This window comes from Streptomyces sp. P9-2, from assembly GCF_051903975.1.
Taxonomy (GTDB): Bacteria; Actinomycetota; Actinomycetes; order Streptomycetales; family Streptomycetaceae; genus Streptomyces; species Streptomyces cellulosae.
This window is the reverse complement of the sequence record NZ_CP192633.1, coordinates 5072722-5097283: the sequence shown is the minus strand read 5'-3', so window position 1 is coordinate 5097283 and position 24562 is coordinate 5072722. Positions and strand designations below refer to the sequence as shown.

18 protein-coding genes are annotated in these 24562 nt (G+C 71.8%); 8 read left to right on the top strand and 10 right to left on the bottom strand.

What is annotated here, in order from left to right:
• Positions 1-608 precede the first annotated feature (608 nt).
• Entirely contained in the window at positions 609-3062 is a 2454-nt protein-coding gene (locus ACQY0Z_RS23305) for a DNA gyrase/topoisomerase IV subunit A (RefSeq protein WP_189903856.1), read from the top strand.
• Here ACQY0Z_RS23305 and ACQY0Z_RS23300 read toward each other — a convergent pair.
• The gene (locus ACQY0Z_RS23300) at positions 3059-4117 is read right to left on the bottom strand and encodes a CobW family GTP-binding protein (protein WP_439812746.1); all 1059 of its coding nucleotides are present in this window, start codon (positions 4115-4117) and stop codon (positions 3059-3061) included. The two genes, ACQY0Z_RS23305 and ACQY0Z_RS23300, sit on opposite strands and share 4 nt — an antisense overlap.
• A gap of 320 nt (positions 4118-4437) precedes the next feature.
• On the opposite strand from ACQY0Z_RS23300, the gene ACQY0Z_RS23295 reads away from it, so the two are divergent.
• From ACQY0Z_RS23295 to ACQY0Z_RS23270, 6 genes are all read left to right on the top strand, one after another.
• Positions 4438-4977 (top strand): DUF6082 family protein, encoded by a 540-nt coding sequence (locus ACQY0Z_RS23295; RefSeq protein WP_028960128.1) that lies wholly within the window; start codon positions 4438-4440, stop codon positions 4975-4977.
• A gap of 340 nt (positions 4978-5317) precedes the next feature.
• Positions 5318-5809, top strand: coding sequence for a suppressor of fused domain protein (locus ACQY0Z_RS23290; protein WP_439812745.1), 492 nt, complete (start codon positions 5318-5320; stop codon positions 5807-5809).
• Positions 5810-6288: 479 nt separating this feature from the next.
• Positions 6289-6525, top strand: a complete 237-nt coding sequence (locus ACQY0Z_RS23285) for a hypothetical protein (RefSeq protein WP_028960129.1) — start codon at positions 6289-6291, stop codon at positions 6523-6525.
• Positions 6526-6732: 207 nt separating this feature from the next.
• On the top strand, positions 6733-7674 hold the full coding sequence (locus ACQY0Z_RS23280) for a sucrase ferredoxin (protein WP_347224465.1): 942 nt from the start codon (positions 6733-6735) through the stop codon (positions 7672-7674).
• A 65-nt stretch (positions 7675-7739) separates the two neighbouring features.
• Entirely contained in the window at positions 7740-9407 is a 1668-nt protein-coding gene (locus ACQY0Z_RS23275) for a sensor histidine kinase (protein WP_347224466.1), read from the top strand.
• Positions 9404-10084, top strand: a complete 681-nt coding sequence (locus tag ACQY0Z_RS23270; RefSeq protein WP_439812744.1) for a response regulator — start codon at positions 9404-9406, stop codon at positions 10082-10084. The genes ACQY0Z_RS23275 and ACQY0Z_RS23270 overlap by 4 nt, the downstream gene beginning before the upstream one ends.
• A gap of 85 nt (positions 10085-10169) precedes the next feature.
• Here the strand turns inward: ACQY0Z_RS23270 and ACQY0Z_RS23265 are convergent, their stop codons facing one another.
• From ACQY0Z_RS23265 to ACQY0Z_RS23255, 3 genes are all read right to left on the bottom strand, one after another.
• Complete coding sequence (locus ACQY0Z_RS23265; RefSeq protein WP_439812743.1) at positions 10170-11762, bottom strand: solute symporter family protein; 1593 nt, start codon at positions 11760-11762, stop codon at positions 10170-10172.
• Entirely contained in the window at positions 11759-12223 is a 465-nt protein-coding gene (locus ACQY0Z_RS23260; protein WP_189903844.1) for a DUF485 domain-containing protein, read from the bottom strand. Before ACQY0Z_RS23260 ends, ACQY0Z_RS23265 begins: the two co-directional genes overlap by 4 nt.
• A 145-nt stretch (positions 12224-12368) precedes the next feature.
• Positions 12369-14495 carry a DNA gyrase/topoisomerase IV subunit B gene (locus ACQY0Z_RS23255; RefSeq protein WP_189903842.1) on the bottom strand — a complete coding sequence of 709 codons (2127 nt, stop codon included), beginning with the start codon at positions 14493-14495 and terminating at the stop codon, positions 12369-12371.
• Between the two features lie 439 nt (positions 14496-14934).
• On the opposite strand from ACQY0Z_RS23255, the gene ACQY0Z_RS23250 reads away from it, so the two are divergent.
• A complete protein-coding gene (locus ACQY0Z_RS23250) occupies positions 14935-15162 on the top strand; it encodes a DUF7455 domain-containing protein (RefSeq protein WP_048456232.1) in 228 nt (75 codons plus the stop codon).
• Between the two features lie 769 nt (positions 15163-15931).
• Here the strand turns inward: ACQY0Z_RS23250 and ACQY0Z_RS23245 are convergent.
• The 6 genes from ACQY0Z_RS23245 to ACQY0Z_RS23220 all read right to left on the bottom strand — a co-directional run bounded on the left by ACQY0Z_RS23245 (position 15932) and on the right by ACQY0Z_RS23220 (position 24519).
• Positions 15932-16774, bottom strand: a complete 843-nt coding sequence (locus ACQY0Z_RS23245; RefSeq protein WP_189903840.1) for a S1 family peptidase — start codon at positions 16772-16774, stop codon at positions 15932-15934.
• Between the two features lie 157 nt (positions 16775-16931).
• Entirely contained in the window at positions 16932-18461 is a 1530-nt protein-coding gene (locus tag ACQY0Z_RS23240; protein ID WP_189903838.1) for an RNA polymerase sigma factor, read from the bottom strand.
• A 426-nt stretch (positions 18462-18887) separates the two neighbouring features.
• Positions 18888-19769: a FadR/GntR family transcriptional regulator gene (locus ACQY0Z_RS23235; protein ID WP_189903836.1), complete on the bottom strand. Its 882-nt coding sequence runs from the start codon at positions 19767-19769 to the stop codon at positions 18888-18890.
• Positions 19770-19942: 173 nt separating this feature from the next.
• Positions 19943-21892, bottom strand: a complete 1950-nt coding sequence (locus ACQY0Z_RS23230; RefSeq protein WP_439812742.1) for an ATP-binding cassette domain-containing protein — start codon at positions 21890-21892, stop codon at positions 19943-19945.
• A gap of 122 nt (positions 21893-22014) precedes the next feature.
• Positions 22015-22773, bottom strand: coding sequence for an NUDIX hydrolase (locus ACQY0Z_RS23225; RefSeq protein WP_189903832.1), 759 nt, complete (start codon positions 22771-22773; stop codon positions 22015-22017).
• An 87-nt stretch (positions 22774-22860) separates the two neighbouring features.
• Positions 22861-24519 (bottom strand): DUF4192 domain-containing protein, encoded by a 1659-nt coding sequence (locus ACQY0Z_RS23220; protein WP_439812741.1) that lies wholly within the window; start codon positions 24517-24519, stop codon positions 22861-22863.
• Positions 24520-24562: the final 43 nt, after the last annotated feature.

Here is a 24562-nt window from a genome sequence, read left to right as displayed (position 1 = left end):
GTCGTCGTCGACACCGCCGTTTCTGCCGGTCCTGCCACTGTATGCAAGCGTGCGGACGGTCGGTGAAGTTCCCGGACCGGGCGGCTACGCCGAGAGCGAGAACCTGGTGGGGCGGGTGGTGCGGGGGTGGCGCGAGCGCACGGCGCGTGACGGATGGTGTGCGCCGGGTCGCCTCTGGGGTGCGCCGTCGTGTGCCTGTGGGGTGCGGGCGGGCGGGGGTGTGCGCCGGGGGCGCGGAGGGGACGGTGGCGCGCTTGGGCGGGGAGCGGGTCGCGCTCACGCGGGGGCCGCGTCGGTCACGGGGGGGCGACCCCGCGGAGGCGTGGACGCTTTCGGCGGGCGACCCGCAGAGATGTGGACGCGGACCGCAGGGCGACCCCGCGAAGGCCCGGACGCGGCCCGCAGGGCGACCCCGCGAAGGCCCGGACGCGGACCGCAGGGCGACCCCGCGAAGTGCGCGGCGACGGAGCCGCGTAGCCTGCTCGCGCCGCCGTACCCGCGCCGAACCGGGCAGCAGGACCCGGGTCCTGGTCCCGCCCTGTCAGTGCGAAGGTCCACAATGGTCCGCGTCAGATCCCGTCCCACGCTTCAGCAAGGAGCCGGCAGCGATGGCCCGCCGCAGCACGAAGACCCCGCCGCCCGACGACCCGTACGAGGAGAAGATCCTCGACATCGACGTCGTCGACGAGATGCAGGGCTCCTTCCTCGAGTACGCGTACTCGGTCATCTACTCCCGCGCCCTGCCCGACGCGCGTGACGGTCTCAAGCCGGTGCACCGCCGCATCGTCTACCAGATGAACGAGATGGGCCTGCGCCCCGAGCGCGGGTACGTCAAGTGCGCGCGCGTGGTGGGCGAGGTGATGGGAAAGCTGCACCCGCACGGCGACGCCTCGATCTACGACGCCCTCGTCCGCATGGCGCAGCCGTTCTCCATGCGCCTGCCCCTGGTGGACGGCCACGGCAACTTCGGCTCGCTGGGCAACGACGACCCGCCCGCCGCCATGCGGTACACCGAGTGCCGCATGGCCGAGGCCACCAGCCTGATGACCGAGTCCATCGACGAGGACACGGTCGACTTCGCGCCCAACTACGACGGCCAGGAGCAGGAACCGGTCGCCCTGCCCGCCGCGTTCCCCAACCTCCTGGTGAACGGTGCCTCGGGCATCGCCGTCGGCATGGCCACCAACATGCCGCCGCACAACCTGCGTGAGGTCGTCGCCGCCGCGCGCCACCTGATCCGGCACCCCAACGCCGACCTCGACGCCCTGATGAAGCACGTCCCGGGCCCCGACCTGCCCACCGGCGGCCGGATCGTCGGCCTCAACGGCATCCGGGACGCGTACGAGACCGGGCGCGGCACGTTCAAGATCCGCGCGACGGTGACCGTCGAGGACGTCACGGCGCGCCGCAAGGGCCTGGTCGTCACGGAGCTGCCGTTCACGGTCGGCCCGGAGAAGGTGATCGCCAAGATCAAGGACCTGGTGGGCTCCAAGAAGCTCCAGGGCATCGCGGACGTCAAGGACCTCACCGACCGCGAGCACGGCCTGCGCCTGGTCATCGAGATCAAGAACGGCTTCGTGCCGGAGGCGGTGCTGGAGCAGCTGTACAAGCTGACACCGATGGAGGAGTCCTTCGGCATCAACAACGTGGCGCTGGTGGACGGCCAGCCGCTCACGCTCGGTCTCAAGGAGCTGCTCGAGGTCTACCTCGACCACCGCTTCACCGTGGTGCGCCGCCGCTCGGAGTTCCGCCGCGGCAAGAAGCGCGACCGGCTGCACCTGGTCGAGGGCCTGCTCACGGCCCTGCTCGACATCGACGAGGTCATCCGCCTGATCCGCTCCAGCGAGAACTCGGCGCAGGCCAAGCAGCGGCTCATCGAGCACTTCTCGCTGAGCGACATCCAGACGCAGTACATCCTGGACACCCCGCTGCGCCGCCTCACCAAGTACGACCGGATCGAGCTGGAGGCCGAGAAGGACCGGCTGAACGCGGAGATCGAGGAGCTGACCCGGATCCTGGACTCGGACGCGGAGCTGCGCAAGCTGGTCTCGTCCGAACTCGCCGCGGTGGCGAAGAAGTTCGGCGACGACCGGCGCACGCTGCTGCTGGAGTCGGCGGCCACGCCGGCCGCGGTGCCGCTTCAGGTGGCGGACACCCCGTGCCGGGTGCTCCTGTCGTCCACGGGTCTGCTGGCGCGCACCGCCGACGACCGGCCGCTCGCCGACACCTCCGGCGGCAAGCGCGTCAAGCACGACGTGATCGTCTCGGCGGTCCCGGCGACCGCGCGCGGCGAGATCGGCGTGGTCACGTCGGCGGGCCGGCTGCTCCGGGTCAACGTGATCGACCTGCCCCAGCTGCCGGAGTCGATGCCGGTGCCGAACCTGTCGGGCGGTGCGCCGCTGGCGGAGTTCGTGTCCCTGGAGGACGACGAGCAGGTGGTGTGCCTGACCACGCTCGACGAGTCGTCGCCGGGCCTGGCGATCGGCACCCAGCAGGGCGTGGTCAAGCGCGTGGTGCCCGACTACCCCTCCAACAAGGAGGAGCTCGAGGTCATCACCCTCAAGGAGGGCGACCGGATCGTCGGCGCGACCGAACTGCGCACGGGTGAGGAGGACCTGGTCTTCATCACCGACGACGCGCAGCTGCTGCGCTTCCCGGCCTCCATCGTGCGTCCGCAGGGGCGTCCGGCGGGCGGCATGACGGGCATCAAGCTCAGCGAGGGCGCGAAGGTCATCAGCTTCACGGCCGTCGACCCGGCGGCGGACGCGGTGGTGTTCACCGTCGCGGGCTCGCGCGGCACGCTGGACGACTCGGTCCAGACGACGGCCAAGCTGACCCCGTTCGACCAGTACCCGCGCAAGGGCCGCGCGACCGGCGGTGTGCGCTGCCAGCGGTTCCTTAAGGGCGAGGACTGCCTGTCCCTGGCCTGGGCGGGCCCCGCCCCGGCGCGCGCGGCGCAGAAGAACGGCACGGCGGTGGACCTCCCGGAGATCGACCCGCGCCGCGACGGCTCGGGCGTGTCCCTGGGCAAGACGGTGGCCGTGGTGGCCGGACCGGTCTAGGCCTCGGGGTCCTCGGCCTCCTGGACGTAGCGCAGGACGCCCCACATGCCGGCCTCGTCGTCGGTGTGTGGGGCGCCGTCGCCCACACACGCGTCCAGCTCGGTGCGCAGGGCGCCGGTGTCGAGGCCGGTCCCGATCAGCACGAGCTGCGTCGCCCGCCCGGCGCCGGCCGGCCACGGTTCCGGGTAGAAGCGCAGGAACCGGCCGACGGCGTGCACGGCGTACCGGTTGCGGACGTCGTAGGGGCCGAAGTCGACGTACCCCTTGATGCGGTAGAGCCCGGCGGGCCGGCTGTCGAGGAAGGCGATGAGGCGGCGGGGGTCGAGCGGCTGCTCGGACACGAAGGAGAGGGTGTCGTAGCCGGCGTGCAGATGGTCGTGATGCTCCTGCTCGGGGTCGTCGTCCCGATGGAGATCGTCGAAGGACAGCTGCCCGACGCGCTGCTCGCTCGGTCGGCAGTCGAAGAGGAACTCCGGGTCGACCCGGCCGTGCGTGGCGGGCACCACGGCAGCACGGTCGACGAGGTCCCGAACCGTCTTCAGCACGGGTTCCGGATCCTCCACCCGGTCGATCTTGTTGACGACCACGAGGTCGGCGAGCGCCAGATGCCGGTCGATGCCGGGGTGCGCGGCCCTGGTCTCGTCGAACTCGGCGGCGTCCACGACCTCCACGAGGCCCCCGTAGACGATGTCGGGCAGCTCGCTGGCGAGCACCATGCGGACGAGCTCCTGCGGCTCGGCGAGACCGCTCGCCTCGATGACGACGACGTCGATGCCGGCGGCGGGGCGGGCGAGCCGCTCGAGGTACTCGTCGAGCTCACTGGCGTCCACGGCACAGCAGAGGCAGCCGTTGCCGAGTGAAACGGTCGAGTCGCCGAGGGCGCCCGCGACCGCCATGGCGTCGATCTCGACGGCCCCGAAGTCGTTCACCAATGCCCCGATACGGCTGCCGCCGCTGCGGTGGAGGAGGTGGTTGAGCAGGGTGGTCTTTCCCGAGCCGAGGAATCCGGCCAGCACGACCACCGGAATCTGCCGCCCGCTGCTCCGCTCCGACACACGACCCCTCTCACACCTGTGCGCACACCGGCTCGCTGACGGCGTGCGCACGGACGAACGACTGACGGTCCAGGATACGAGTACCCGTAACGACCCTGAAGTGAACGATTGTTAGCAGCATTCGCGGGGCAGACGTTTTGGCAAGGCGCCGGATTGTGCGACCCTCGCTTCCCTCCGTGCGCCTCCTCTCCGCCTTCCCGCCGATCAGAGCCGCTCGGCACCCTGGAAGGCGGCAAGCGCCGCCCACCGCTCGCCGGTTCCCTGAAGTCGACCCACCACCCGACGACCGGCGGACGGCGGCCTGATCGGGGGTATTTGACATGGCCACACAGATATCCGGCCTGCGACAGCTCGGCTCCGCCGCTTGGTCCCACCTCGCGCTCACCGCGAGCTCGGTAGCGAAGCGAGGCGCGCGACAGCGTAAGCGCGCCGCTCTCGCCGAACAGCACCGGCTGCACTTCCAACTGCTGTGCAAGGCCATGTCCGATCCAGCGCTGGCCGCCGTCCTGGACACCTACGAGACGGACGTGCCGCCCGAGAAGCAACGACAGTTCCTCTTCGCCAACGCCCTGTACGTCAACGCTTTGTACTACCACCGGATCGGGGCGGTGACGCTGGCCGGACTCTACGGTCATCTCCGGGTGATCTGCCGGAACAAAATCTTCCGCGAGTACTGGGCGGCCACCCGGCATCATCGCGAGAGCCTCCCCCCTTCATCCCAGGAGGCCATGCTGGGTGCCCTGGTGGACTCGCTGGTCGCCGAGATGAACGCCTTCCTGGAGGACTCGGACGACGACCGTGAGGAGTGGTGGGTCGTCGGCTCTCCCCTGCCGGAAGAGGGACCAGAGGCTGCCCCGTAACCAACAGTTGAGAACGTTCGTGCAAGGGAACCGCCACCGTGGCGCGGGGGTCACTGGTGCTCGGGTGAGGCCTGTCGTCGGGAGAGGGCCAGCCGGCGACGCTCGCGAGCGGGGCGGCACCCGCGCACTCATCGAGGTGCCACTGCCTCGCCTGTACCCAAGCCCGAGCCGAGGAGCCCGTCAGCCGGCTGAACCCATCTGCGGCCGCACAGCCAGGACACCTGAGTCAGGCGTGAGAAGCTGCGCACCTCGTTCGAGACCGCGCGCAGCCGACGAGCGACAGCAGGCGTCGAGGCCCACGTTCGCAGTTTCTTCATCGGCCATACGGTCACGGTCAGCGATGACGACCTGGGACCCGGGCGGAGGGGAAGCGGTTCCTGGCCTGAGGATCCGCACCGTCAGCCCAGGGCCGCGTGCCGACAGCTGGGCCTACATCACCGCCGGCTGCTGGTCCACGGTTGAGGCGGACGCCCGCGGCCTCGAATTCGTCCTCACCGCTCCTGTCCGTGACGAACGCTTCGCTGATCTCCTGGGCTCGACCGCCTACTACCACGCCGATCATCACCTCGGTCTCGAGCACAGCCTTCCCGTCGGAGAACCGTGGTTGCCCGGGTCGCACTGCGACCACCTGCTGATCAGCCTTCCCTACCCGCACGGCCCCGACCTGGAGCACTGCCCGCTGCCGGATGGCCACGCCCGCATCCTCCGGGCCCTGCCGGTCACCGCAGCCGAGACGGCATACCGGCGTGAGCACGGCCACAACGCCCTTGAACGACTGTTCGACGAGCACGCGATCGTGCCGACCGATCCAAGGCGTCCATCCGTCGCCTGAACATCACGGGCCACATTCCGTGCACAAGCGGCAAGCGCGAGCGGGCCGGTGCGAGGCCCTGTGACGGCGATCCGGCGATCGTTGGTGCAGCCATGAGGACGGGTGCGCCGGACGATCCGTGCGCCCACGAGAACTCGTGGCCGTCCAGCGGCCACGCTCCTGGGCCGACCGGCCGAGCGGAACAGCCCATCAGTGTGATCTTGCCCCGCGGCGACGACGGAAGCTTGCGACGACGTGCGCGGCAGTCATCCCAGCCCTGTAGTCTTCCCCCTGCCGCCGCAGGGAAACATCGTTCTGTGGGCGGCAATTCGTCATTGCGTGGGGCTGCCTCCCTTACAGCGGTCAGCGGCCTCTCATGAGTATCAGTGGGCCCACTCATGAGTTTCGCTGAACGCATGTCCAGGCCATCAGCCGAAGCGGCGCGCGGCGCACACGGCGGCCCGTCCCTCGGTCCACCTCAGGAACGGATAGGAACGGACTTGAAGATCGTGCGTCGAATCGGGGCCTCGCCCCGGGAGCGCGGCAGTGTCAGCGGGCAGACGTGTCCTGACATCTTCGAACTCAGTGATGGCAACTTCGCCGTGATCGGCACAGAGGCCACAGCAGACCTGGACGACCAACTCCCCCCCGATGCCGGACGTGCCGACTACGAACGCATCGTGGTCATCTCCAGAGAGACGCTCCTCCGCGCCAAGGCGGACATCCCGGACGCCTGACCGAGGAGGCCCGGGCAGCGAGCCCACCCCGGCTTCGCCTCAACCGCCCTGTACGCACCGACAGACGGGGCAGCCCCGACAACGCAGGCGACCCCCTGCTCATCAGACCTTCGTACGGCCCGGCACAGACGCAGTGCCGGGCCGCGGACATGTACACGGACGCGCCCGGCAAGGCACCGCACCTCAACTCAGGTTAGGCTCACCTGTGTGAGTAGCACGTGCTCAACCCTCTCCCGCGCGCTCCACGAGCCCGTCGCGGGGACCGCGGCCACCGCGCGGACCTGGGTTCTGCTGGAGCAGCCCGGCCCGTGGGGTGCCAAGGCGCTCACGTCCAGCCATCTCGACCCCGCCCTGGGCCGCGCCCTGGAGGCCGCCGCCAAGGGCACCGGCGTGCGCATCGCCCTCATCAGGCGCCCCGGACGCCACGCCGACAGCCGGATGCCCGCCACGCGCCGCGTGTACGTCGCCCACACCGTCCCGGGCAACGTCCGGCTGCACTCCGCGACCGCCACCGACCCCGCGCGCCTGCTCGACCTCGACTTCCCGGGCCTCGGCCGCGGCGACGCCGCGAGCTTCGACGCGGCGCTGGGCGGCGCGCCTCACGACGGCGACCCCCTCGCCCTCGTGTGCACCAACGGCAAGCGTGACCGCTGCTGCGCCCTGCTCGGCAGGCCCCTCGCGGCCGAGCTGGCGTCCTCCGGTGTCGAGGGCGTCTGGGAGGTCACCCACCTCGGCGGTCACCGCTTCTCCCCCACCGTGCTGGTGCTGCCGTACGGCTACGCCTACGGGCGGGCCGAGGCGCACGCGGTGAAGGAGGTGCTGTGCGGCGTGCGGGAGGGGCGGATCGTCACCGACGGATGCCGGGGCGCCTCCGCCTGGGAGCGGCCCGGTCAGGCGGCCGAACTGGCCGTACGGCGCGCCGTGCGCGAGGATGCCGCCGAGGCGCTGAGCGTCGTACGGACCGAGGGCGCCGCGCCCCACTGGACGGTGACCGTCGCCCACGTCGACGGCCGGCGCTGGCGCGTCGACGTGGCTCAGGGCGCCTCCCAGCCGCCCCGCCCCGAGAGCTGCGGCTCGCCCCTCGGCTCGCCCGCGCGGATGGACGTCGTCGACGTCCGGGCCCTCACCCCCGCCGCCATGGCCGGCTGACCCTCGCGCGAGAAGCACGTCACACCCCCTACGGCGCCCCCGCCTCCCCCACGTACCGTCGGGGCATGACCCCCACGACCCCCGCTCGCCGTCTGCGCCTCGGCCTGCCGCGGCGGGTGTTCTCCCAGGTGCTGCTGATGCAGGTGGCGATCGCCGCGGGCGTCGCCGTGCTGGCGACCGGACTGTTCCTCGCGCCCCTCGGCGAGCAGCTGGACGACCAGGCGATGCGCCGCGCCCTGGCGATCGCGCAGACCACCGCCCAGCAGCCGCAGATCGCCGAGGACCTGCGCGCCACCGAGCCCACGCCCGACGGGCCGGTGCAGCGGGAGGCGGAGCGGATCCGGCGGGCCACCGGGGCGGAGTACGTGGTGGTGCTGGACCGGCGGGGCGTGCGCTGGTCGCACACCGACCCGGAGCGGATCGGCGGCCTGGTGTCGACCGACCCCGGCCAGGCGCTGGCCGGACGGGAGGTCATGGAGATCGACGAGGGCACCCTGGGCCGTTCCGCGCGGGGCAAGGTGCCGTTGCGGGACGCGGACGGCGAGGTGATCGGCGCGGTCTCGGTCGGCATCGCGTACGACAGCGTCCGCGCGCGGCTGATCCACGCCATCCCGGGGCTGCTCGCCTACGCGGGCGGCGCCCTCGCGGTGGGCGCGCTCGCGGCCTGGCTGATCTCCCGGCGGGTCCAGCGGCAGACCCGCGACCTGGCCTTCTCCGACATCGCCGCGCTGCTCGCGGAGCGCGAGGCGATGCTGCACGGCATCCGGGAGGGTGTGGTCGCCCTGGACCGCCACGGGCGCGTCCGGCTGCTGAACGACGAGGCGCAGCGGCTGCTGGGCATCGGCGAGGAGGCGGTGGGCAGCTCGCCGGACGAGGCGCTGGGTGCGGGACGCACGGCCGACGTGCTGGCGGGCCGGGTGTCCGGCACCGACCTGCTCACGGTCCGCGGGCAGCGGGTGCTGGTCGCGAACCGGATGCCGACCGACGACGGCGGCGCCGTGGCCACCCTGCGCGACCGGACCGAGCTGGACCAGCTGGGCCGGGAACTCGACTCCACGCGCGGGCTGATCGACGCGCTGCGCGCCCAGGACCACGAGCACGCCAACCGTATGCACACCCTGCTGGGGCTGCTGGAGCTGGAGATGTACGAGGACGCGGTGGAGTTCGTCGGCGAGGTGGTGGGCGACCACCGGGTCACGTCGGAGCAGGTCACGGAGCGGATCCGGGATCCGTTGCTGGCGGCGCTGCTGGTGGGCAAGGCGACGGTGGCGGCCGAGCGCGGGGCGGTGCTGCGGCTGTCGGACCGCTCCCGCCTGCCGGACCGGCTGGTCGATCCGCGCGGGCTGGTGACCGTGGTGGGCAACCTCGTGGACAACGCGCTGGACGCCGTCGCCGGTACGCCCGACGCGCGCGTGGAGGTCGAGTTGCGGGCGGAGGGGCGTACGGCGGTGCTCGTGGTGCGCGACACGGGTCCCGGTGTCCCGCCCGAGCAGCGGGAGTTGATCTTCACGGAGGGGTGGTCCACCAAGGAGCCGCCAGGCCACCGTGAGCGGGGCATCGGGCTGCCGCTGGTACGCCGGCTCGCACACCGGCACGGTGGCGACGCGCGCGTGGGCGAGGCGCCGGGCGGGGGCGCCGAGTTCACCGTCGTCCTGCCGGAGGCGCTGACCGAGCCGGAGCCGACGGCCGCCCTCACGGGCGCCCCCTCCCAGGCACCCGAGGAGACGCGGTGATCGAGGTCCTGGTCGTGGACGACGACGTCCGGGTGGCGCGGGTCAACGCGGCCTACGTCGACAAGGTGCCCGGCTTCCACGCCGTACTCCCGGCGCACAGCGCGGCCGAGGCGCTGGAGCGGGTGGAGACGCTGCCCCGGGTGGACCTCGTCCTCATGGACCACTATCTGCCCGACGAGACGGGTCTGGACGTCGTGAGGGAGATGCGGCGGCGCGGCCACCAGGCCGACGTGATCATGGTGACGGCGGCCCGGGACGTGGCGACGGTGCAGGCGGCGATGCGGCACGGCGCGCTGCAGTACCTGGTCAAGCCGTTCGCCTTCGCGGGGCTGCGCGGCAAGCTGGAGGCGTACGCGCGGCTGCGCCGCACCCTGGACGGCGGCGGCGAGGCGGAGCAGGCGGAGGTGGACCGGATCTTCGGCGCTCTGTCGGAGGTGGCCGAGCCGCAGCTGCCGAAAGGGCACTCCCCCACCACGGCGGACCTCGTACGGCGGGCGCTGACGGCCGCGGAAATGCCGTTGTCGGCCCAGGAGATCGCCGAACGCACCGGGGTGAGCCGGCAGACCGCCCAGCGCTATCTGAAGCTCCTGGAACGCACGGGACGAGCCACGCTGACCCTGCGTTACGGGGACGCGGGCCGCCCGGAACACCGCTACGTGTGGGCGACCCGCGCCTGAGGCACGGCTCGTGGGGGCGGGGGAAGGAACCGTGCCCTCCTCCCCTACGGATGCGCGCGCCGTACGTCTCCGCGACGGCCGTCCGTCAGGCCGCGCCCGCGCCCGTCAGTGACCGCACCTCGGTTTCGGCGTGGCGGGCCTCGTCGGGAACCTCGGCGGAGGTGACCGTGCCGAGCCAGCCGGCGAGGAAGCCCAGCGGGATGGAGACCAGTCCCGGGTTCTGCAGCGGAAAGAGCTGGAAGTTGACGCCGGGGAACAGGGAGTCGGGGCTTCCGGACACCACCGGGGACAGCAGCACCAGCACCACCGCCGGGATCAGACCGCCGTAGACCGACCACACGGCGCCGCGGGTGGTGAAGCCGCGCCAGAACAGCGAGTAGAGCAGCACGGGCAGGTTGGCGGAGGCGGCGACGGCGAAGGCCAGGCCGACGAGGAACGCGACGTTGAGGTCGCGGGCCAGCAGGCCGAGGGCGATCGCGACCACGCCGATGCCGACGGCGGCGACGCGCGCGACGGCGACCTCGCTGCGGGGCTTCCCGCCGGGGCGGCGCACGGAGGCGTACAGGTCGTGGGCGACGGACGCCGAGGAGGCGAGGGTGATCCCGGCGACCACGGCGAGGATCGTGGCGAAGGCGACCGCGGCGACGACCGCGAAGAGGACCGTTCCGCCGGTGGTGCCCGCGCCGCCGCCCAGGTCGAGCGCGAGCAGCGGGACCGCCGTGTTGCCCGACGCGTGCGAGGCGCGCACGGCGTCCGGGCCGATGAGGGCGGCGGCGCCGAAGCCCAGCACGATGGTCATCAGGTAGAAGCCGCCGATGAGGCCGATCGCCCAGACCACGGACCGCCGGGCGGCGCGCGCGGTGGGGACGGTGTAGAAGCGGGACAGGATGTGCGGCAGGCCCGCCGTGCCGAGGACCAGGGCGAGTCCGAGGCTGATGAAGTCGAAGCGGGCGGTCCAGTCGCCGCCGTAGGCGAGGCCGGGGGCGAGGAACGCGTCGCCGTGGCCGCTGCGTTCGGCGGCGGTGTGCAGCAGGCGGTTGACGTCCCCGTGGAAGCGCAGCAGGACGAGGACGGTGAGGGTGACGGTGCCGCCGAGGAGCAGGACCGCCTTCACGATCTGGATCCAGGTGGTGGCGCGCATGCCGCCGAGCGACACGTAGATCACCATGAGCGCCCCGACGCCGACCACGGTCCAGGCCTGTACGGCCTTGCCGGTGCCGCCGAGGAGGAGCGCGACGAGGCTGCCCGCACCGACCATCTGCGCCACCAGGTACAGCACGGAGACGGCGACGGAGGAGGTGCCTGCGGCGATGCGCACCGGCCGCTCGCGCATCCGGGCGGCGACCACGTCGGCGAGGGTGAACCGGCCGCAGTTGCGGACCAGTTCGGCGACCAGGAACAGCACCACCAGCCAGGCCACGAGGAAGCCCACCGAGTAGAGCATCCCGTCGTAGCCGACGAGGGCGATGAGTCCGGAGATGCCGAGGAAGGAGGCGGCCGACATGTAGTCGCCGGCGATGGCAAAACCATTTTGCATCGGCGAGAAGAGACGGTTCCCCGCGTAGAACTCCTCGGCGGAGCCCTGGCGGTGGCGGCTCACCCAGGTGGTGATGATCAGGGTGACGGCGACGAAGGCGCTGAACAGCAGCAGGGCGGTGGTGCGGTGGTCGGTCGTCATGACGCTCCGCCCCTGCCTCGCGCCATCTCCTGGGTGTCCCAGCGCAGTTCCAGCGCCGCGCGGTCGCGGCGCAGCCGGGCGTGGCGGACGTAGGCCCAGGTGAGCAGGAAGGTGGTGAGGAACTGGCCGAGACCGGCGAGCATCCCGACGTTCACCGCGCCCGCGACGGGGCGCGCCATCAGTCCGGGGACGGTGGTGGCGGTGACGACGTACGCGACGTACCAGAGGAGGAAGGCGACGGCTCCGGGGACCACGAAACGCCGGTAGCGGCGGCGCACTTCCTGGAAGGCCTCGCTGCGCTGCACCTCGAGGTAGATGTCGGCGGCCGCCGAGGGTGCGGCGTCCGGCTGGGGCCGGGCCGGCGGCAGAGCCACGGCCGCGGCGGATTCGCCCCAGCCCGAGGCCAGGGCGTCGTACCAGGGATCGTCGTAGGTCACGTCCCCCGCGTTGCTTCGCTGCATGCCCAAGGATGGACAGAACGGGAAGTTCCCTGACTCTTCTTCCCGTACTGCTTCACCCCATCAGGTGACCGGGGCGTGCGGGGAGCAGGGCGGAGGGGGCGCCGTCCCGCTCCGGGACGGCGCCCCCTCCTGAGGCCGAGCGCTCCTAGGCGTCGATGCGGGAGCGGTCCAGGGTGGCCGCGGAGCTGGAGATGAACTCCTTGCGCGGGGCTACGTCGTTGCCCATGAGGAGGTCGAAGACCTGCTCGGCGGCCTCGAGGTCGGTGAGGTTGATGCGGCGCAGGGTGCGGTGGCGCGGGTCCATCGTGGTCTCTGCCAGCTGGTCGGCGTCCATCTCGCCGAGACCCTTGTAGCGCTGGATCGAGTCCTTGTAGCGGATGCCCTTGCTCTGCAGCTCCATGAGCTTGTCCCGCAGCTCCCGGTCCGAGTACGTGTACACGTACTTGTCCTGGCCCTTCTTGGGCTGGACGATCTCGATCCGGTGCAGCGGCGGCACCGCGGCGAAGACCCGGCCGGCCTCGACCATGGGCCGCATGTAGCGGTGGAACAGGGTCAGCAGCAGCGTGCGGATGTGGGAGCCGTCCACATCGGCGTCGGTCATCATGATGATCTTGCCGTAGCGCGCCGCGTCGATGTCGAAGGTCCGGCCGGACCCGGCTCCTATGACCTGGATGATCGCGCCGCACTCGGCGTTCTTGAGCATGTCCGTGACGGACGACTTCTGCACGTTGAGGATCTTGCCGCGGATCGGCAGCAGCGCCTGGAACTCGGAGTTCCGGGCGAGCTTGGCCGTGCCGAGCGCGGAATCGCCCTCGACGATGAACAGCTCGCTGCGGTCGACGTCGTCGCTGCGGCAGTCGGCGAGCTTCGCCGGCAGCGAGGAGGACTCCAGGGCCGTCTTGCGGCGCTGCGCGTCCTTGTGCTGACGGGCCGCGATGCGCGTACGGGCCGCAGCGACGACCTTCTCCATGACCACGCGGGCCTGCTGGGCGGCGTCCCGCTTGGTGGAGGTCAGGAACGCCTTGAGCTCCTTGGAGATCACGTTGTTCACGATGCGGCGGGCCGCGGAGGTGCCGAGCACCTCCTTGGTCTGACCTTCGAACTGAGGTTCGGCGAGGCGGACCGTGACCACCGCGGTGAGGCCCTCGAGGGCGTCGTCCTTCACGACGTCGTCCTCGGCCACGCGCAGCATCTTCTTGGCGCGCAGGACCTCGTTCATCGTCTTGGTGACGGCCTGCTCGAAGCCCGCGACGTGGGTGCCGCCCTTGGGGGTGGCGATGATGTTGACGAAGGACTTGACCGTCGTCTCGTAGCCCGTGCCCCAGCGCATCGCGACGTCGACGCCGAGCTCTCGGGTGACCTCGGTGGGCGTCATCTGGCCGTGCTCGTCGAGGACCGGGACGGTCTCCTTGAAGGAGCCCTGACCGGTGAAGCGGAGCGTGTCGCAGATGGGCCGGTCGGAGGCGAGGAACTCGCAGAACTCGGAGATGCCGCCGTCGAAGCGGAAGGACTCCTCGCCCTTGCTGCCGCCCTCGCCGAGCCCGTACTCGTCGCGGACGACGATGGTCAGGCCGGGCACCAGGAACGCGGTCTGCCGGGCACGCGCGTGCAGGGTCTCCAGGTCGAGCTTGGCGTCCTTGAGGAAGATCTGGCGGTCGGCCCAGTAGCGCACGCGGGTGCCGCTGCGGGTCTTCGGGATCTTCTTGGTCTTGCGCAGGCCGCTCCCGGGTTCGAACTTCGCGTCCGGGCCGGGGCCGGAGAAGACGCCGGGGACGCCGCGGCGGAAGCTGATCGCGTGGGTGTGGCCCCCGCGGTCGACCTCCACGTCGAGGCGCGCGGACAGCGCGTTCACCACGGAGGCGCCGACGCCGTGCAGACCGCCGGAGGCGGCGTAGGAGCCGCCGCCGAACTTTCCGCCGGCGTGCAGCTTGGTCATGACGACCTCGACACCGGAGAGGCCGGTCTTGGGCTCGACGTCGACCGGGATGCCGCGGCCGTTGTCCTTGACCTCCACCGAGCCGTCGTCGTGCAGGACGACCTCGATATGGTCGCAGTAGCCGCCGAGGGCCTCGTCCACGGCGTTGTCGATGATCTCCCAGAGGCAGTGCATCAGGCCACGGCTGTCCGTGGACCCGATGTACATACCGGGGCGCTTGCGCACGGCCTCGAGCCCCTCGAGGACGAGCAGGTGCCGCGCGGTGTAGTTGGAACCGTCCCGGTCTGCTCCTGCCAGCAGCGCTGTGGACGACGGCACGGACGTCTCGGCGGTCACGCGGTTCGCTCCTCGCTGAATTTCAGATGGGGCCCTCTTGGGTAAGGGCGCGGCTTGGTTCACCGGTGAGAGGGTACCGAGGCCTGGTAGAGCCGTTGTAACGCCACCCTCGTCTCGGTCCCACCCTAGTCGAGAGTCGCATAGGTGTTCGATCCCTCGATGGAGTGAAGCACACATCACGTTCCCATCGAGGCATGAACCATTTAGGCTCCGGGCACGTCCTCATGAACAACCGGCAACCCAGCCGGGAGGGCCGACCACCGATACAACGCGAATCCGTACGACACAGAGACACGCACTACGGCACATTCGCCGCCAACCGGCAGCAGCCGGCCGCCTCGGAGATTTTTTTCGAGGAAAAGCCTCGAGCGGGAACGTTTTGGGGCTGGTTGGATGTTGACCCTGGTACGACAGCTCGTCGAGCTAGAGAAGAGGCGACGTGACTACTGTTCTGACCCCCGCGAGCCCGCTGACGGCCGCCGATCGCTGCGACCGCTGCGGCGCCCAGGCTTACCTGCGCGTCGTCCTGCTGAGCGGTGGAGAGCTGCTCTTCTGCGCCCACCACGGTCGCAAGTTCGAGCCGGAACTCAAGAAGATCGCCGCTGAGATACAGGACGAGACGGAGCGGCTGACCGCTCCGAAGGCCACTCCTGACGAGGAGCGCTGACACTTCGCGTCCGACGACGAGCAGCCAGCCCGGCACAGGCCGGCGAACGGGCGGCGTCCTTCTCTTGCGGAGGACGCCGCCCGTCTGCGTTCTCGCTGCCGCCAGGGGCGGGGCGTAGCAAGCCCGGGGCCTGCGAGGCGCCTGAGGGGTCGGGCGCGGCCGTGGTGCAGGTGAAGGTGCCTTTCTGAGCCGACGGGCGCTGCGTACGGGCCCCCTCCGGCGCCCAGCACCGCAATGGGGTGTCGTGGGCGCCTCGCGCCGCTGGAGGCGGCTGGAGCGAGCGGTGGGTCTTGGGTGCGACCCCCGTGACGGCAGGGCGCCACCCTGAGCGCCGTAGATGCTGCTCACACGCCCCGCGCCGGGCCCAACCGGGTCCTGGAGGCATGGCCCCGCCCAGCCCCCTCAGCGGCCGCAGACGCGCCTCGGCTCCGTGCCGTCGCGTGGCCACCTCAGCGCTCCAGGAGACCCCGCCTTGGCCCGCCAAGCCTCTCCGCGGCCGCAGACGCGCCTCAGCCCTGTGCCGTCGCGGGGCCACCCCAGCGCTCCGGGAGCCCCCCTGACCCCGCCAAGCCCCTCCGCGCACCCAGGCGCCCTCAGCCCTGCGCCGTCGCAGGCCATCCCAGCGCTCCAGGGAGACCCAGCTTGGCCCGCCAAGCCTCTCCGCGGCCGCAGACGCGCCTCAGCTCTCAGCCCTCTGGCGTCGAGGGTGCCCACCCCGGCGTCCCGGGAGATTGGCCCCGCCAAGCCCCTCCGCGGCCGCAGGCGCGCCTCAGCTCTGCGCCGTCGCGGGCCACCCCAGTGTGTCCAGGACGTCCGATATGCGGGTGTAGACCCCCGGGCTGCCCGCCCAGCCGCAGCCCGCTCCCCAGGAGACCAGGCCTATGAGCCGTCCCTGGGCGACCAGTGGCCCCCCGCTGTCGCCCTGGCAGGCGTCCCGGCCGCCGCTCACCTCACCCGCGCACAGCATCGTCTCGGCGCGGTAGGTGCCGTTGGAGCCTCCCGAGTACGCCTTCTCGCACAGGGCGTCGGGCTGCACCCGTACGCGCGCCCCGTGCAGGCTGCCGGCGTAGCTTCCGGAGCCGGTGGTGTCCCCCCAGCCGTAGACCGTGGCGGGCGTGCCCGCGCGGTACGCCGGGTCGCCCGACCCGGCCATGCCTATGACCGAGGCCGCGGGGAGCGGCTCGGCCAGGCTGAGCACGGCGAAGTCGCCGGAGTTGGTGTCGCCGTCGTAGTCCGGGTTCACCCAGACCTTCCGTACAGCGACCTCCTGGCCGCTCTTCGAGAGCAGCTCGGTACGCCCGGCTATGACATTGAGGTCGCTCACCCGCTCCGGGGAGGCCCCGAGCACCTCCGGGTCCATGCAGTGGGCGGCGGTGAGCACCGTGGTCCGTCCGACCGCCACTCCCCCGCAGAACTGCCCCGCCCGCGTACCGCCGAACCGGTCACGACTGGAGAGCGCCACGGTGTAGGGACTCTGTGACACATCGACGGGGAAGCCGCCGACGACGACGCTGTCGGCGGCCACCGGAGCGGCCGAGGCCAGTGGTATGACGGTCCCCGCGGCCACGAGGGTCAGCGGCCGGGCCAGGGCCCTGGCAAGTCGACGTCGCATGCACGCTCCTCACACTGGGGTGAACCTTGGACACCCAGAGTGAGGGAAGTGATCGCCGCCCGCACCCGCGCGGCAGCGCGAAGGCCCGGCCCCTGGAGCGGGGCCGGGCCTTCCCGGACAGGGGCGCGCGACGGGTCGTAGCGGCGGAAGCTACGTCCTAGTCGAGGTAGTCGCGCAGCACCTGCGAACGCGACGGGTGACGCAGCTTCGACATGGTCTTCGACTCGATCTGGCGGATCCGCTCACGCGTCACGCCGTACACCTTGCCGATCTCGTCGAGGGTCTTCGGCTGACCGTCGGTGAGACCGAACCGCATCGAGACGACGCCCGCCTCGCGCTCCGACAGGGTGTCGAGCACGGAGTGCAGCTGCTCCTGCAGCAGCGTGAAGCTGACGGCGTCGGCCGGGACGACGGCCTCGGAGTCCTCGATGAGGTCACCGAACTCGCTGTCGCCGTCCTCGCCCAGCGGGGTGTGCAGGGAGATGGGCTCGCGGCCGTACTTCTGGACCTCGATGACCTTCTCCGGGGTCATGTCGAGCTCCTTGGCCAGCTCCTCCGGGGTGGGCTCGCGGCCCAGGTCCTGGAGCATCTGGCGCTGGACGCGCGCGAGCTTGTTGATGACCTCGACCATGTGCACCGGGATGCGGATGGTGCGGGCCTGGTCGGCCATGGCGCGGGTGATCGCCTGACGGATCCACCAGGTGGCGTACGTGGAGAACTTGTAGCCCTTGGTGTAGTCGAACTTCTCGACCGCGCGGATCAGACCGAGGTTGCCCTCCTGGATCAGGTCCAGGAACAGCATGCCGCGGCCGGTGTAGCGCTTGGCCAGGGAGACCACCAGACGGAGGTTGGCCTCCAGCAGGTGGTTCTTGGCCCGGCGGCCGTCCTCGGCGATGATCTCCAGCTCGCGCTTGAGCTTCGGCGCCAGCTTGTCGGAGTTCGCCAGCTTGTCCTCGGCGAACAGGCCGGCCTCGATGCGCTTGGCGAGCTCGACCTCCTGCTCCGCGTTGAGCAGGGGGACCTTGCCGATCTGCTTGAGGTAGTCCTTGACCGGGTCGGCGGTGGCGCCCGCGGCGGCGACCTGCTGGGCCGGCGCGTCGTCCTCGTCCTCGTCGGACAGCACGAAGCCGGCGTTCTCGGTGCCCTCGGGCTCGTCCGCGACCTTGGTCTCCTCGAGGACCTCCTCGTCGACCAGCTCGGCGTCGTCCTTCTTGGACGTCGTCTTCTTCGCCGCCGTCTTCTTGGCCGTGGTCTTCTTCGCCGCCGTCTTCTTGGCGGTGGTCTTCTTGGCGGCCGCCTTCTTCGCGGGCGCCGCCTCTTCCTCGGCGGCCGCGTCGGCGGCCGGGGCCGCGGACGCGGCGGCGGTGGCCTTCCGGGGGGTCGCCGTCTTGGCCGCCACGGTCTTGGTGGCGGTGCGCTTGGCGGGACTCTTCGCTGCGACGCTCTTGCGGGTGCGCTTGGGCTCTGCGGCACTGACCATCAGCGTCACACCCTCTTCCTCGAGGATCTGGTTGAGGCTGCGCAGTACGTTCTTCCACTGAGTGGCCGGAATCTGGTCAGCTTCGAAGGCCCGACGCACGTCATCGCCGGCGATCTGCCCCTCAGCCTTTCCCCGCTCGATGAGCGCCATGACAGAGACGGACTCGGCGATCTCCGGCGGGAGCGTACGGGATGTGCTGGCCGACACGAACAACCTCTCGGAACGTTGGAAAACGGCTTCCGGCCCCGTCCACAGTGGACAGGGGCCGACCGCCGGCTTGGGAATGGGCCGACGGCGCGGGCGGGGGCCGGGAAGATGCACAGCGCCATGAACGGCGTCCGTATTCCCTCCGCGGCTGTCACCTCTTAGGTCATCGCGTTCTTCCCAGGAGCGTTACGCCCATTCCGCGTGGCCCGAGTCACACCCCGTAACCGGTCAAAACCTGACAGATGAGGACAGAAGCGTGCACCGGGGGCGAGGAGGTCGCCACCCGGGGCCGGGCAGGTCTTTCGTACCGTCGGACCCTGCGGAATCGTCGGCGGTTCCGCAGGGTCCGACGGGGGACGACGCACGGACGCGACTCTGCCACAGGAGGGGGATGGCAGACCGGACAGCGCCGTCGGGGAAACGCGGTCAGTGCTCGCGCGGCGCGGGCACCACGCGCTCCACCTCGGGGTGGACCGTGAGAAGTTGCCGCATGGCCGCCTCGGCGGCGGGGCCGTCGCCCGCGGCGAGGGCGTCGACGATCCGGGCGTGGTGGGCCAGCGAGGTCTCGTTCGGCCGTTCACAGCCGGTGACCGGGCCGCCCGACACCTGGAGCGCGGCGGACACGATCCCGGACAGGTGCTCCAGCATCCGGTTGCCCGCGACCTGGATGAGCAGGGAGTGGAACTCGTTGTCGGCCCGGGCGAAGGTCAGCGCGTCGCCCTGCCCGAGGGCGTGCCCCATGATCTCCGCCATGTCGGTCAGCCGCTGCTGGACGTCCTCCCGGCCGTGTCCGGCGGCCAGGCGGGCGGCGAGCGGCTCGATCGTCCAGCGCAGCTCGCTCAGCTCACGGCGCTGGTCGTCCCGCTGCGGCCCGTAGGCCCGCCACTCGATGATGTCCGGGTCGAGAAGGTTCCAGTCGCTGACCGGGCGCACCCGCGTGCCCACGTTCGGCCGGGCGCTGACGAGGCCCTTGGCCTCCAGGACGCGGAGCGACTCGCGGACGACGGTACGGGACACCTCGAAACGCTGGCCGATCTCCTCGGGCACCAGCGGACGGTCGGCGCCCAGGTCACCGGAAACGATCATCTGTCCCAGTTGCTGGACCAGTTGTCCGTGCAGCCCGCGTCCGCGGGTGCCCGCGGTCCGCCGGCCCACACGGCCCAGTTCCGGATCCCCTCCGTCCCACACCGGGCCCCGGTCGGTGCCGGGCGTCTCCGCGTAGGGGTAGCGGTCGAGTTCGCCCGGGGTCGCGAGGCCGGAGTCGGCGGAGCGGGCGGCGGTCATCATGGTGTGCGCAAGGGTACTCACGCATCCTTTGTCGGCGTCGGTTCCAACTCCCTTGAGGTCTTTGGTGAAAAGCACACGAAAGGGTGATCGCTCACCTCGCCGCAATTGACGCCTTATCGGAAAGAAATGAGCTTTTCCCGGGGAGTTGCGATCAGAGAAAGCCCGGGAAACTCAAATCCGGTCTCCATTGGACGTCATCGGACCCGGCTCCGCAGACCCGTGAACGCGTATGCGCACAGCAGTGCCAGCACCGACAACGCCATGGCACCGCCCACGGGTTGGGCCAGCAGCCGCAGCAGCGCCTCCAGGTGCTGCTCGCCCCCGAAGGGCCAGCGCAGCGGCAGCCCGTCCCTCAACCGCCCGCCGAGCGGCGCCGGACCGCGCCCCGCGGAACCCTCCGTGATCTTGTGCACGGCGGGTACGACGAGAAGCGGCACGGCGACGACCGCGGCCAGCCCGGCCGTGGTGGACCGGAAGACGCCCGCGGCCAGCACCCCGGCCCAGGCGCAGCCCGTGACGAGGGCGAGCCACCCGGCGGTGAGAGCGGGCCAGTCATCGGGGAGCGCGACGAGTTCGCTTCCGTGGACGAGGTACAGCAGTTCGGCGGTGCAGCCGACGGTCAGCACGGCCAGGGCGAGGGCGGTCAGCGAGGCGACGAAGAGCTTCGCGGTCAGCAGGCCGAGCCTCCTGGGGACGGTCCCCCGGTCCACCGCGAGCGCGGGGTGACGGAACTCGTCGCCGAACGCCAGCGCGCCGAGCAGCCCCGCCCCGAGCGCGGCGGGCGGCAGCGGCAACTCCACGGGCCAGGCGGCCAGCAGCCGCGGCTGCGGGGTGTGGCCGATACGGGCCAGCAACAGGGCGGTGAGAGCGGACACGGCGAGGACGCAGGCCCCGACGACGTAGCCGGTGGCCACCCCGGCGGCCCGCCGGATCTCGTAGCGGACGGGCCGCAGGGGGGTGGGTGCGGGGCGGACGAGGACGGGGGGAGGGAGGGTGGCTGTGGGCTTTGCGGGTGGCGGTTCGGGGGTCGTTCGCGGGGCGTCGTGGGAGGCGTCTTCGGACGGCTCGGGCGGGGTCGACGGGGCGTGGGCAGTCTGAGGTACGGGGGTCGACGATTCCGGCTCGGGGTGAGGGCGGGGGCCGGCGTCGGAGGCCGCCGTGGTTTCGGGGTCCGGGTCGGGAGCGGACCGTGCGGCGGTCTCAGCCGAGGGCTGGGACTCCGCCGCCGGCGTCGGCACCGGCGAGGCGTTCGAGTCCACTCCCGCCCCGGGTCCCATGTCCCCGACCTCGTCCGCCAGTTGATGGACGACGATCCCGTTCCGGAAGGCCGTCTCCCCCACCTCGGCGCAGGTACTGCCGTAGACGCAGAGGCGGTTGCCGCCCTCCCGTACGACCTCCACCGACCGCTGCGTCGAACGGGCCCGCTGAGCGAGCAGCACGGAGAGGCGGGCGGCGTGCGGACTGCGGACGACGACGCGGGGGCGCAGCCGCGTGCGGGCGAAGTCGGCGGCCCGCTGGTCGGCGACGACCCTCCCGCCGTCCAACGTGACCACCTGATCGGCGAACCGCGCCGCCTCCTTCGGATCGGCCGCGCTGCACAGCACCGTCCCGCCTTGCGCCGCGTGTTCCCTCAGCATGTCGTACAGCCAGCGCCTCTCCCCCACCGCGAGCCCCCTCGCGGGGTCGTCCAGCACGAGGGTGTGCGGGTCCGGCAGGAGGGCGCAGGCGAGGCCCAGGCGGCGGTCCATGCCGCGCGACAGGGTGCCGAGGGGTTCGTCGCGCAGGCTCACCAGGCCCACTGCTTCGAGCACTTCGTCGGCGCGCCGGGCCGGAACCCCCGAGGCCGCGCACAGCATGCGGAGATGTCCGCGGACCGAGCGCGCCGGGTGCCCCGGTACGTCGCCCAGCACCACCCCGACCTCATGGGCCGGGTGCGGGATGCGGTGCAGGGGCCGGCCTCTGAAGTAGGTGATCCCGCGCCCGCGTTGCAGTTCGAGCATGAGTCTCAACGCTGTCGTCTTGCCCGCGCCCGGTGCTCCGAGCAACGCGGTGACGCGGCCCGCGTGCGCCTCGAAGGAGACGTTGTCGACGGCGGGCGGCTGCTCTTTGCGGGGGATGCTGGTCAGTCCGATGGCCTGGATCACCCGATGCAAGATAGCGCGCCATATCGGGTTTTTCGGGCACCACGGGGCCTGTTGCAGGGCGGGAGAACAGTCCGGTAGGGCGCCTCCCGGGCCGACCCTCCCCGACCGAGTCCCCTACCGCGTCAGACCTCGGGGCGCAGCATGGGCGGGTTGAGCAGGGTGGCGCCGCCGGCCCGGAAGAGCTGGGCAGGGCGGCCGCCCTGCCGGGTGGTGGTGCCGCCGGTGGGCACCAGGAAGCCCGGAGTGCCCGTCACCTTGCGGTGGAAGTTGCGCGGGTCGAGCGCCACGCCCCAGACCGCCTCGTAGACCCGGCGCAGCTCACCGACGGTGAACTCCGGCGGGCAGAACGCCGTCGCCAGCGAGGAGTACTCGATCTTCGAACGGGCGCGCTCCACCCCGTCCGAGAGGATCTGCGCGTGGTCGAAGGCGAGCGGCGCCACCGGTTCGCCGTCCCTGCCGTAACCGCCCTGCTTCAGCAGCTCGTCCACGGGTGCCCAGCGCGCGTTGCTGGCGTCGCCGCCCGCCCGGGGTGCCGGCAGGTCCGGGGCGAGGGCGAGGTGCGCGACGCTCACGACCCGCATGCGCGGGTCACGCTTGGGGTCGCCGTAGGTGGCCAGCTGCTCGAGATGGGCGCCGTGGTCCTGGGCGGGGATGGCCGGATCATGAACCCGCAGCCCCGTCTCCTCGGCCAGCTCCCGCGCCGCCGCCTGCGCCAGGTCCTCGTCGGCCCGCACGAACCCTCCGGGGAGTGCCCAGCGCCCCTGGAACGGGGGCTCTCCCCTGCGCACCGCCAGTGCACACAGAGCGTGACGTCGCACGGTGAGCACGACCAGGTCCACGGTGACGGCGAAAGGCGGAAAGGCTGACGGGTCGTAGGGCATGCGGCGATCATAGTCGTCTGCCTGACGATAAACACTCCCTTCACCGGCCGGATCGTCGGCCGATCTCCTCCTGTACAGGCATCTCCCCTACTCCTCCGCCTCCTCCCCACGTGGCGTCGAGTGCGCGCCCTCCTGACGGCGCCGGTTCACGGCTCCGGGGTGCGCGGCGCCCTTGGGCCGGGCCCCGCCCGGTGACATGCGGGCGCGCGGCACCCGCCCGGTCGCGGCGCCTCCCCGGGGAGCGGACCGCCCCGCGCGGCCGGCAGCCCGCATACGGCGCCTCCGGGACGCGGGCTCCGAGTCCCGACCAGGAGCCCGGCACACGTCCTGTCCCAGCGCCTCGCCCGCGCCGCGACCGGGCGCCTCGCCCACCTCGGCCGGACCGGCGTCCTCGCTCTCACCCTCACCCTCACCCTCGCCCCGCAAGCAGCGGCGGATCGACTCCGGGTCGAGCCCCTCGTTGCACGCCTGGTGCAGCAGGCGCGCGAAGAGATAGTCCGGGTCGGCCCCGAGGGCCATGGCGAGCGCCTCCCGCGCCTCCAGTTCGTCGCCCGAGGACCAGGCGACCCACCCGGCGAGGGTGAGGGGCGCGGCGGCGTACTCCCCGTACGGGCCGACGCAGCGGCGTGCCAGCGTGCGCCAAAGCCGGAGGGCCGGGGCCGCCTCGTCGCCCTCCATCCACGCGGCGGCGCGGTCGCGGGTGGTGCGGTCCTGGAGGCCGTGGAGCACCAGCGCCGCCTCGTCGTACGTGATCAGTTCGTCGTCGCGCAGGTCCGACGGGAGTGCGCCGGAGACGGGCTGGGCGTCGGCGAGGCGGCGCATGAGGCGCTCGGCCAGCTCCATCGTCTCCTCGGCGACGGCTTTCCGTTCCTCCGCGTCGACGATCCGGGGCAGCAGCTTCAGCGCTGCCTCGTCCAGTGCGCGGCGCTGGTCGTCGGCGGCGGAGGTCTCCCAGGGCTGGAGCCGGGCGTGCAGTTCGCGCAGGGAGCCGCGGACCTGGACCCCGGCGTAGGCGGCCGCGGCGGCCAGCACGGACGTGCCGGGCAGACCCATCGGCGTCCCTTCGGGCGGGCAGCAGGTCTCGTCGTCGCAGCAGTACGACCAGAAACGGCAGTCGGAGACGCACAGGGCTTCGATCACGGGCACGTCCAGGGCCCCGCACTCCAGTCGCAGGGCGTGCGCCAGCGGTCCCAGCCGCTCCTTGACCTGCCGGCCGGTCTCACCCGGTCCCGGCTCCTGGCACAGGAAGACGACCATCTGCTCGGGCCGGGAGCCCCGGCGCTCACAGCCGGTCACCAGCCCCTGGGCAAGCTGGCGGGCGGCCGAGGGCCAGTCGCCGGGGTCGGCGGGGATGCCGAGCCGGGCCCGGCCGCCGAACCTGCCCCGGTCTCCGGTGTCGTGCAGGGAGACGAGGACCATGCTGTCCTCCGGGCGGTACCCGAGGAGGTAGGGCACGGCGTCGGCGAGCTCGGCCGGGGTGCGCAGGGTCACCTGCTGCGGGTCGCCGTGGCTCTCGTACGCGGTGCAGGTCAGGTCCGGCGGGACCGGAGGGCGGTCCTCCCCGCCCACCGGCACCGTGGTCTCGGCGCCGGCCACGGCCGCCTCGCGGGCCGCTGCCGCCTCACCGGCCGCTGCCGCCTCCCGGGCGGCGGTCACCTCCCGTCCCGGCACCCACGCGTCGCGTCCGCCCTGGATCGGGATGTCACTGTTCTCTGAGGGACCGGTCGTCCCGCTGTGGTTCGTCATGCCGCGACCTTCTCGCAGGTTGCGACATTCCGGTTTTCCTGTG

What these genes read in the sequence shown, in the direction of transcription:
- ACQY0Z_RS23295 (WP_028960128.1), top strand. Translation starts at nt 4,438, where the DNA reads ATGGCCACACAGATATCCGGCCTGCGACAGCTCGGCTCCGCCGCTTGG.
- ACQY0Z_RS23225 (WP_189903832.1), bottom strand. Translation starts at nt 22,773, where the DNA reads ATGCCCTACGACCCGTCAGCCTTTCCGCCTTTCGCCGTCACCGTGGAC.
- ACQY0Z_RS23260 (WP_189903844.1), bottom strand. Translation starts at nt 12,223, where the DNA reads ATGCAGCGAAGCAACGCGGGGGACGTGACCTACGACGATCCCTGGTAC.
- ACQY0Z_RS23290 (WP_439812745.1), top strand. Translation starts at nt 5,318, where the DNA reads ATGACGACCTGGGACCCGGGCGGAGGGGAAGCGGTTCCTGGCCTGAGG.
- ACQY0Z_RS23245 (WP_189903840.1), bottom strand. Translation starts at nt 16,774, where the DNA reads ATGCGACGTCGACTTGCCAGGGCCCTGGCCCGGCCGCTGACCCTCGTG.
- ACQY0Z_RS23275 (WP_347224466.1), top strand. Translation starts at nt 7,740, where the DNA reads ATGACCCCCACGACCCCCGCTCGCCGTCTGCGCCTCGGCCTGCCGCGG.
- ACQY0Z_RS23265 (WP_439812743.1), bottom strand. Translation starts at nt 11,762, where the DNA reads ATGACGACCGACCACCGCACCACCGCCCTGCTGCTGTTCAGCGCCTTC.
- ACQY0Z_RS23220 (WP_439812741.1), bottom strand. Translation starts at nt 24,519, where the DNA reads ATGACGAACCACAGCGGGACGACCGGTCCCTCAGAGAACAGTGACATC.
- ACQY0Z_RS23305 (WP_189903856.1), top strand. Translation starts at nt 609, where the DNA reads ATGGCCCGCCGCAGCACGAAGACCCCGCCGCCCGACGACCCGTACGAG.